The organism is Geminicoccus flavidas, assembly GCF_009806515.1.
Classification (GTDB): Bacteria; Pseudomonadota; Alphaproteobacteria; order Geminicoccales; family Geminicoccaceae; genus Geminicoccus; species Geminicoccus flavidus.
Map to the genome: position 1 here is coordinate 1 of NZ_WUJP01000006.1, position 8677 is coordinate 8677.

The window sequence follows — 8677 nt, forward strand, 5'->3', positions numbered from 1 at the left end:
GACGGTCAGGTCGGGCGGGCCGGCCGGGTCAGCCGTCCAGGGATCCAGGACGGCTGCAGTCGCCAGACGCTGCATCGCTTCCTGCGGGGGCAGGTCGAACCACTCGCTCACGTCGCCGGCGCGACGGTGTGCTGCCAGCAGGGCATGGGCGGCACGCTCGGCCTGCTGAACGGCGCCCTTCCTCCGAGGCGGAAGAGGCCGGCGGCCTCGATGCCGCGCGGCGTGTGGCAGCGCGCCTGCTTGTAGCGCGACGGCAAGTTCTCGTCCTTGCCGATCTTGCAGGCGGCGGGGAGGCCAGGGTCGGAGAAGACGTAGATGACGTGGGACATGACCCATTCGGAGGCAGATGCAGCACGGCCTCCGCAGGGTCGCCGGCTGGCCGTGCCCGGGTCGAAGACCCGGGCGGTTCAGCTCATCAGGCGCCGCTTCAGCAGTTCCACATCGTCGGCGAGCTGCCGGTCCTCGGCAATCAGCTTCTCGATCTGGCGCACCGCATGCATCACCGTGGTATGGTCACGGTTGCCGAACTTCTTGCCTATCTCCGGCAAGGAGCGGGGCGTGAGCTGCTTGCACAGATACATCGCCGTCTGCCGGGGCCTGGCGATGGCACGCGAGCGGCGAGGGCCGGTCAGGTCGGCCATCTTCATCTGGTAGTGCTCGGCGCAGGCCTTCTGGATCTCTTCGATCGTGACGCGCCGGTCGTTGGCGCGCAGCAGGTCGTGGAGGATTTCCTGGGCCATCTCCACCGAGACCGCCCGGTTGGTCAGGCTGGCTTGGTGGACCATGCGGTTGAGCGCGCCCTCGAGCTCGCGGACGTTGGAAGTGATCCTCGCTGCCAGGAACTCCAGCACGCGCTGCGGCACGTCCGAACGCAACTGCTCGGCCTTGGCCTGCAGGATGCCCAGACGCAGCTCGTAAGTCGTGGGATGGATGTCGGCCACCAGCCCCCAGCCCAAGCGCGAGCGGATCCGCTCCTCCAGCCCGGACAGGTCGGACGGACTGCGGTCGGCCGAGATCACGATCTGCTTGCCGCGGTCCACCAGCGTGTTGAAGGTGTGAAAGAACTCTTCCTGAGTACTGTCCTTGCCGGAGATGAACTGGACGTCGTCGACCATCAGCAAGTCGACTGAACGGAACATCTCCTTGAACGCGATCGTCTCCTTGATCCGCAGCGCACGTACGAACTGGTACATGAACTTCTCGGCAGTCATGAACACGATCTTCTTGGTCGGGTCGATCTGGAGGACCCGGTGGCCGATCGCGTGCATGAGGTGGGTCTTGCCGAGGCCGACCCCGCCATAAAGGAACAACGGATTGAACATGGGCTTGGGCGAGGTCGCGACCCGCTCGGCGGCGGCCACCGCAAACTCGTTGGGCTTGCCTACCACGAAATTCTCGAAGGTCAGGCGCGGGTCGAGCTGGACGGAGAGTTCGTCCGGCGAATCGTTGACCGGGCGCGGCTGCGGCTCCACCACGCGCAAAGGCGGCTGCTCGCGGTTGACGATGGTGCCGGGCGAGCCCTTGCCCTGCGCCACCACCAGGCTGATCGAGCGGACCTGGCCGTTCACCCCGTTCCAGAGCGTGCGGATGCGGTCGGCATAGTGCGCCGCCACCCAGTCGCGCATGAACTGGGTCGGCACGGAGACCAGGCCCCGGTCACCTTCGATGCCGAGGGCCAGGAGCGGCTTCAGCCAGGTGCTGAAGGCCGTATCCCCCACCTCCGCCCGAAGGAGGCCACGCACCTGCGTCCACTGTGCCTCCAGATCGCTCGACTGCGGCACGATCATCCGTACCCCGACCCGGCTGTCGCGTTGTCACCATGGTCCCGCCGGCTGGGCAAGAACACCCACAGGCCGGACCGTGCTCGATTCGTATACTCGCCACAAAACGACAACATGACCTCCTTGCTCCGGGAGATCCAGCTGCCGAAAGCCGGTAGACTGCAGCCTGATGAGGGCCGGAACCGAGATGGCTTCGACTTTGGCGATAGAACAGCCTGCCCAGGGGCAGTTGAGTTACTATGCCACGGCCGAACAGTCCTTGGTTCGCGATCCTAAATACTCGACTGCAATCAAGCGCCTACGTGTGGCGGCCGAACGTCAGGTGATAGTAATGCCGGGCCTGGGGGGAGGCAAGCGCCCGTTCTGCCACAATCGAAAATTCTCTCCATGGTTGAAAAATCATGAACAACTAATATGAGAGAATCACGATACAACAAAACAGGCGACGAGGACTCGCGTCCTCGTCGCCTGTTTTGACAAACTGCTGGAAACTCTCAGGCAGCGACGCTGGAGAGCTTCTTCACCATCTGGGCCAAGCGCGAGATGCGGCGGGACGCCGTGTTCTTGTGCAGAACGCCCTTCGTGACCCCGCGAGCGATCTGCGGCTCCGCCTGCCGGAAGGCGACGGCGGCGGCTTCCGCATCGCCCTTGGCGACCGCGGCTTCCACCTTCTTGATGAAGGTCTTGATCTGGCTGGTGCGAGCCCGGTTGCGTGCAGTCCGTGCTTCGGTCTGCCGCACCCGCTTCTTCGCCGAAAGGGTATGCGCCACGATGCGATTGCCCAATGTTCTGAAAGTGAGAGGGGCTCTTATCCCCAGGCCACGTCTACGTCAACCCGGGCGTGTTCACAAGGAGCCCCGCATGTGCCGTTCAGCGGTGCCGGAATTCGGCCGAGCGCTTCTCCACGAACGCGTTCATGCCCTCAGTCCGGTCCTCGGTGGCGAAGCTCGCATAGAAGGCGCGCCGCTCGTAGCGCAGCCCCTCCGCGAGCGTGGTCTCGAAAGCCGCATTGACCGCGTCCTTGGCCATGCGCACCGCGATCCGGCTCTTGGTGGCAATCGCCTGGCCGATCTTGAGGGCCTCCTCGACCAGTTCGCTCGCCGGTACCACCCGGGTGACCAGGCCGGACCGCTCGGCCTCGACCGCGTCCATCATCCGGCCGGTCAGCACCATGTCCATGGCCTTGGCCTTGCCCACCGCGCGCACCAGGCGCTGGGTGCCGCCGGCACCAGGCAGGGTACCGAGATTGATCTCCGGCTGGCCGAAGCGCGCATTGTCGGCGGCGATGATGATGTCGCACATCATCGCCAGCTCGCAGCCGCCGCCCAGGGCATAGCCAGCCACCGCCGCGATCAGCGGCTTGCGCTTGTCCGCGATGCGCGCCCAGGCGGCGATGAAGTCGCTCTCATAGGCGTCGGCGAAGCTCATCTGCGCCATCTGCTTGACGTCCGCACCGGCGGCGAACGCCTTCTCCGAGCCGGTGATCACCGTGGCGGCAATCTCGGGGTCGGCATCGAACCCGTCCAGGGCCAGGTTCAGCTCGGCGACCAGCTCGTCGTTCAGGGCGTTCAGGGCCTTGGGCCGGTTCAGGGTGATCAGGCCCACCCCATCGCGCCGGTCGACCAGGATATTCGTGTACGCCAAGGGGTCACTCCTCCCCAAAACCGGAAGGCCCGGCCACGAAACGGAATGGATGATACTGGTAGAGCCAGGTCTCGGTGAGCGCGTTGTCGCCCAGGCGCAGATAGAGGCGCAGATCGACCGGCTCCTCGCCGTCCACCAGGAGCTCAAACATCGCCCGCCAGCGCCTGGTCCCGACGATCTGGAAGGCGAAGGCGCGGGTGATCTCGCCCCGCGAGGTGGCCACCACCGCCTGGACATCCTCGCCCTTGCGCAGGGGCTCCAGCGACGGCCCCTCGAAGTCGACGGCGAACAGCTTGAGGTCGCGGTCCTCCGCCGCCCCGGGCACGCCGCCCCGGCCGATCCGGGTCGCCACGCAGCGCGCGACGGTCAGTTCCTGTGGGATGCCGTCCTGCCAGTAGAGCCGCCAGCCGAGGTCGAAGCGCATGCCCGCCTCGGTCTTGACCTCCGGCACCCAGTAGGCCGCGATGTTGTCGTGGATCTCGACGTTGGTCGGGATCTCGACCAGTTGCACCGTCCCCTTGCCCCAGGGCTGCAGCGGCTCGACCCACAAGGAGGGCCGTCGCTCGTAGAACAGGGAATCGTCCTCGTAGGACGCGAATTCCCGGTCGCGCTGCAGCAGGCCGAAGCCCTTGGGGTCGGTGTCGGAGAAGGACGAGACCATCATGGTCTGCGGGTTGTTCAAGGGCCGCCACAGACGCTCACCGGAACCGGTCCAGATCGCCAGCCCGTCGCTGTCGTGGATCTCGGGGCGCCAGTCCGTGGCGGCGTGGCGGTTGGTCTCGGAGAACCAGTACATGCTGGTGAGCGGAGCGATGCCAAGGCGCTGCACGCCGTGGCGCATGAACAGCTTGGCCTCGACATCCATCGTCACGGCGCCCGGCCGGCGCACCAGGAACCGATAGGCGCCGGCCACCGCCGGGCCGTCCAGGAAGGCGCAGATGACGAGATCGTCATTGTCCGGTGCGGCCCGCTCGATCCAGAACTCGCGGAACGCCGGAAATTCCTCAGGCGTGGGCAGTCCGATGTCGATCGCCACGCCGCGCGCGGAGATCCCGTACTGGTCCTGCTCACCAGAGGCCCGGAAATAGGAAGCACCCAGGAAGGACAGCCAGTCGCCGCCACCCTGCTTGTTCATCACCCGGAACCCGGCGAAGCCGAGATCCTCGGGCAGGCCGGTGACGAAGGAGGCCTTCTCGCCGAACTCGAACAGCCAGGGCTCGTAGAGGATCTCGCGCGCCTGACCATTCTCGACCAGGTTGATGTGGACCGGCCGCTTGAACCAGCGGCCAGGGTGGTGGAAGCGGATCGGCCAGGGGCCGCTGCCATCCGCCCAGAGCGCCTGGTCCGGGCGAAAGCGGATGTCGGCGAACACCTCGGGGTCGATCCGGTCCAGGATGTCGTCGAACCGGATGATCGGGGACGCATAAGGCTCCTTGGCCGCCGCCTCCGCCTGCGCCACCAGCTGCTCGAACGAGAAGGGCCTGGGCTCGGAGAAGCGCAGTCCGGTCTGAGGCGGGGGTGGTGCCGCCGCCTCTTCCTGCGCGACCGCTTCCCGCAATGCGGTCAGTCCGGTCAGCCCGAGCAGCGAAAGGGCCGAAAGACCGAGCGAGACCGAGCGCCGAGTGGCGTCCATGCATTCCTCAAAATGATGTTGGGATTTCCCAACCTGTCCAACGGCTGTTGTCGCGCCGGGTGCCGAAGCTCGTCATGGTTCATAATCCCCCGCCTTCGGCGGTGCAACCGGAGGGGCGGGCGGGGCCAGCCGCGCCGCCAGCAAGGCGCGGGCCGCCGCGGAGGCCGGACGGAGCAGCACCTGGCCGACTGGCCCTTCTTCCACGATCCGCCCCTCGGCCATGACCAGCACCCGGCTGCACAGGCGCCGCACGATGTCGAGGTCGTGGCTGACCAGGAGATAGGCCAGGCCGTGCCGCGCCCGAAGCGCTGCCAGCAGCTCGAGCACCTGCTCCTGCAGGGGCCGGTCGAGTGCCGAGAGCGGCTCGTCCAGGACCACGAGGCGAGGGTGCGCCACCAGGGCCCGGGCGATCGCGATCCGCTGGCGCTGCCCGCCCGAGAAAGTGTGGGGATGGCGGCGGACCGCTTCCGCCGGCAGGCCGACCTCGGCCAGGGCCGCCAGCACCCGGCGGTGGCGCACGGCAGGGGCCAGGCGGAGCCCGTGCAGCGGCTCGGCCAGGATCCGCCCGACCCGCCAACGCGGGTCCAGGGAGTCGAACGGGTCCTGGAAGACGAGCTGCACCGGATGCCGGGGAACGGCCGGCTCGGCCGGATCCCGGCCGTCCAGGCGGACGAGGCCGGCATCCGGCCGCTCCAGCCCGGTCAGCAGCCGCACCAGGGTCGACTTGCCGCTGCCCGAGCCGCCGACCAGCCCGACCGCCTCGCCCGGGGCTACCGCAAGGTCGACGCGGTCCACCGCCTGCCGGATGGCACCGCCTGGCAGGCGGTAGCGCCGGCTCACGCCGCTGGCGGCCAGAAGAGCCGGCGGCTCAGGTCGCTCTCGAGGCTGCGGTGGGAGGACCGCGCCGCCCGTGGATGGGGCGGCGGCGGGCCCGGAGCGGATGATGCGGCCGGCCTCCATGACCAGCACGTGGCGGCACATCCGCGCGATCACGCCCTCGTCATGGCTGACCAGGAGCAGCGCCAAGCCGCGCCCGGCCACCAGCTCGTCCATGAGGTCCAGGATCTGGCGCTGGGTCACCAGGTCCAGGGCGGTGGTCGGCTCGTCGGCCAGCAGCAGGTCCGGCCCGGCGGCGAGTGCCGCCGCGATCAGCACGCGCTGGCGCTGCCCACCGGACAACTCGTGGGGAAAGGAATCCGGCGAGGCGCGCTCGGGCGGCAGGCCCACCGCGCGCAGCAGTGCCTCTGCCCGCGCCATCCGCTCGAGGGGCGTACCCAGCCCATGGATCGCCAACGGCTCGGCTACCTGGCGGCCGATTCGGCGCGCCGGGTCCAGCGCGGTGAGCGGCTCCTGGAACACCATGGCGATGCGCCGCCCGCGCAGCCGGGCCAGCTCCGCCTCGGGCAGGTCCAGGATCTCTCTTCCGTCCAGGCGGACCGAGCCCTCCACCGTCAGCCCGTCCGGGAGCAGGCCGGCGATCGCCAGCGCGGTGAGCGACTTGCCCGAGCCCGACGGCCCGACGATGCCCAGGCGCTCGCCGTGTGCGATCCGGAAGCTCACCTCCCGGACCAGAGGTGGGTCGCCCGGACTGCGGATGGTCAGGTGCTCGACTTCCAGCAGCCCCGTCATGGCTGTCGGCTCAGCCGGGGGTCGAGCCGGTCGCGCAGCCCGTCCCCTAAGAGGTTCAGGCCCAGCACGGCCAGGGCGATGGCGAGGCCCGGCAGGATCGCCAGGCGCGGCGAAACGGCCAAAAAGCTCTGCGCATCCGCCAGCATCCGGCCGAGCGTCGGTGCCGGCGGCGGCACGGACAGGCCGAGATAGCCCAGCCCCGCCTCGGTCAGGATCGCGAGCGCCAGCTGCAGGGTCACCTGGACCAGCAGCTGGTCCATGATGTTGGGCAGGACGTGCTCCAGCGTGATCCGGGTCCTGGACTTGCCCGACAGGCGGGCGGCCTGGACGAAGGCGCGCGGCCAGATGCGCACCGCGGCGGAGCGGGTGACGCGGGCGAGAACCGGCAGGTTGAACAGGCCGATCGCCAGGATCGCCACGCCCATCGAGGGTCCCAGTGCGGCGGCCAGCATGATCGCGGTCAGCACCGCGGGAAAGGCGAACAGGAGGTCGCTGCCGCGCATCAGGAGATCGTCGAGCCAGCCGCCCCGCGCCGCGGCCAGGGCGCCGAGCGGCACTCCGATCCCGACGCTGAGCGCCACCGCGCCCAGTGCAATGCCGAACGAGTTGCGCGTGCCCGCCATCAGCATGGACAGGACGTCCCGGCCGAACGGGTCGGTACCCAGGGGATGAGCCGGGCTCCAGCCCTGGAGGCGGGCCTTGATGTCGATCGCGGCCGGTGGATAGGGCGTCCAGACGAGCGACAGGGCCGCCGGCAGCAGGATCGCCAGGGTGATCGCGACGCCCAGCCACAGGCTCCAGTTCCGGTCCGGGCGCTCAGCCACGCTGGCGGAGCCTCGGGTCCAGCCGCAGCAGCAGCAGGTCGACCGCGAGGTTGACCGCCACCACGGCGGTGACCAGCAGCATCACCAAGCAGGCCAGGGTGGGCAGGTCGCGGCCGCCCACCGACTGGACCACGAGGCGGCCCAGGCCCGGCAGGTAGAAGACGTTCTCGACGATCACAGCACCGGCCAGCAGGAAGGAGAACTGCAGGCCCAGCACGGTGACGATCGGCGGCAGGGCGTTGGGCAGAGCGTGGCGGCGCAGCGCTTCGGTGCGGGTCAGGCCGAATGAGCGGGCGGTGCGCACGAAGTCCAGCCGCATGATCTCGACGATGGCGGTCCGGGTCACGCGGGCGAGCACCGCCGCCTGGGGCAGGCCCAAGGCGATGGCCGGCAGGATTAGGGCCGCGGTGCCGGAAAGGATTCCGGCATCCCAGCCCGGGAAGCCGCCCGCCGGCAGCCAGCGCAGCCCGATCGCGAACAGGAGGACCAGCAGGATGCCAATCCAGAAGGCCGGCACCGACAGACCGACCAGGGCCACCGCCATAGTGGCGAGGTCGCCGGTACGGCGGTGCCGGGTGGCGGCGAACAGCCCGGCCGGGATGCCCAGGCCGACCGCGACCAGCAAGGCGAGAAGTGCCAGGGGCAGGCTCACCGCGGCGCGCGTGGCCACCAGCTCGGCGACCGGCACGCCATAGGTGTGGCTGGTGCCGAGTTCGCCCCTGGCCAGCCCGCTCAGCCATTGCCACCAGCGCAGCGGCTGGGGCTGGTCCAGCCCCATCTGCCGGCGCAGGGCCGCCAGCGTGTCCGGCCTGGCCTCGGTGCCGAGCATCACCGCAGCCGGGTCGCCCGGCAGGACGTTGAGCGCCAGGAACACCAGGACCGAGGCGAGGACGAGGGTCAGGAGGGCTGCGGCGATGCGCAGGACGCTGCGCGGGATCCCGCCCGGCCTCACCCCGCCTGGCCTCACTCCGCCCAGCGCACGCCGGTCAGGTCGGTCGCCTGGATCGGGGCGTTCGCCCACATCCCCTCCAGCTTGGCGTTCCATACGCCCTGCTTGGGCAATTCGAACAGGAACGCGTTCACTGCGTCGGCCGCCAGCATCTCCTGCGCCTGGCCGTAGAGCCTGTTGCGTTCCGCCTCGTCGGCCGTAACCTCGATCCTGGCCA

At 69.1% G+C, this 8677-nt stretch carries 8 protein-coding genes and 1 pseudogene; all 9 read right to left on the minus strand.

Translation table 11 applies throughout. The features are described 5' to 3' along the window. Window positions 1-107: 107 nt before the first annotated feature. Window positions 108-329, minus strand: coding sequence for a hypothetical protein (locus EQG76_RS00115; protein WP_159709487.1), 222 nt, complete (start codon window positions 327-329; stop codon window positions 108-110). Window positions 330-407: 78 nt separating this feature from the next. Next, a complete protein-coding gene (dnaA, locus tag EQG76_RS00120; RefSeq protein ID WP_159709489.1) occupies window positions 408-1787 on the minus strand; it encodes a chromosomal replication initiator protein DnaA in 1380 nt (459 codons plus the stop codon). Window positions 1788-2275: 488 nt separating this feature from the next. Further along, window positions 2276-2551 carry a 30S ribosomal protein S20 gene (rpsT, locus tag EQG76_RS00125; RefSeq protein WP_159709491.1) on the minus strand — a complete coding sequence of 92 codons (276 nt, stop codon included), beginning with the start codon at window positions 2549-2551 and terminating at the stop codon, window positions 2276-2278. A 100-nt stretch (window positions 2552-2651) separates the two neighbouring features. Then, window positions 2652-3425 carry an enoyl-CoA hydratase gene (locus EQG76_RS00130; RefSeq protein WP_159709493.1) on the minus strand — a complete coding sequence of 258 codons (774 nt, stop codon included), beginning with the start codon at window positions 3423-3425 and terminating at the stop codon, window positions 2652-2654. Between the two features lie 4 nt (window positions 3426-3429). Beyond that, on the minus strand, window positions 3430-5058 hold the full coding sequence (locus EQG76_RS00135; RefSeq protein WP_159709495.1) for a glucan biosynthesis protein: 1629 nt from the start codon (window positions 5056-5058) through the stop codon (window positions 3430-3432). A gap of 72 nt (window positions 5059-5130) precedes the next feature. After that, window positions 5131-6687 carry a nickel ABC transporter ATP-binding protein NikE gene (gene nikE / locus EQG76_RS00140; protein WP_159709497.1) on the minus strand — a complete coding sequence of 519 codons (1557 nt, stop codon included), beginning with the start codon at window positions 6685-6687 and terminating at the stop codon, window positions 5131-5133. Continuing rightward, a complete protein-coding gene (locus tag EQG76_RS00145; RefSeq protein ID WP_159709499.1) occupies window positions 6684-7511 on the minus strand; it encodes an ABC transporter permease in 828 nt (275 codons plus the stop codon). Before EQG76_RS00145 ends, nikE begins: the two co-directional genes overlap by 4 nt. Further along, the gene (locus tag EQG76_RS00150; RefSeq protein ID WP_235031127.1) at window positions 7504-8463 is read right to left on the minus strand and encodes an ABC transporter permease; all 960 of its coding nucleotides are present in this window, start codon (window positions 8461-8463) and stop codon (window positions 7504-7506) included. Before EQG76_RS00150 ends, EQG76_RS00145 begins: the two co-directional genes overlap by 8 nt. 11 nt (window positions 8464-8474) lie before the next feature. After that, window positions 8475-8677: pseudogene (locus EQG76_RS00155) on the minus strand (ABC transporter substrate-binding protein); the annotation flags it as partial.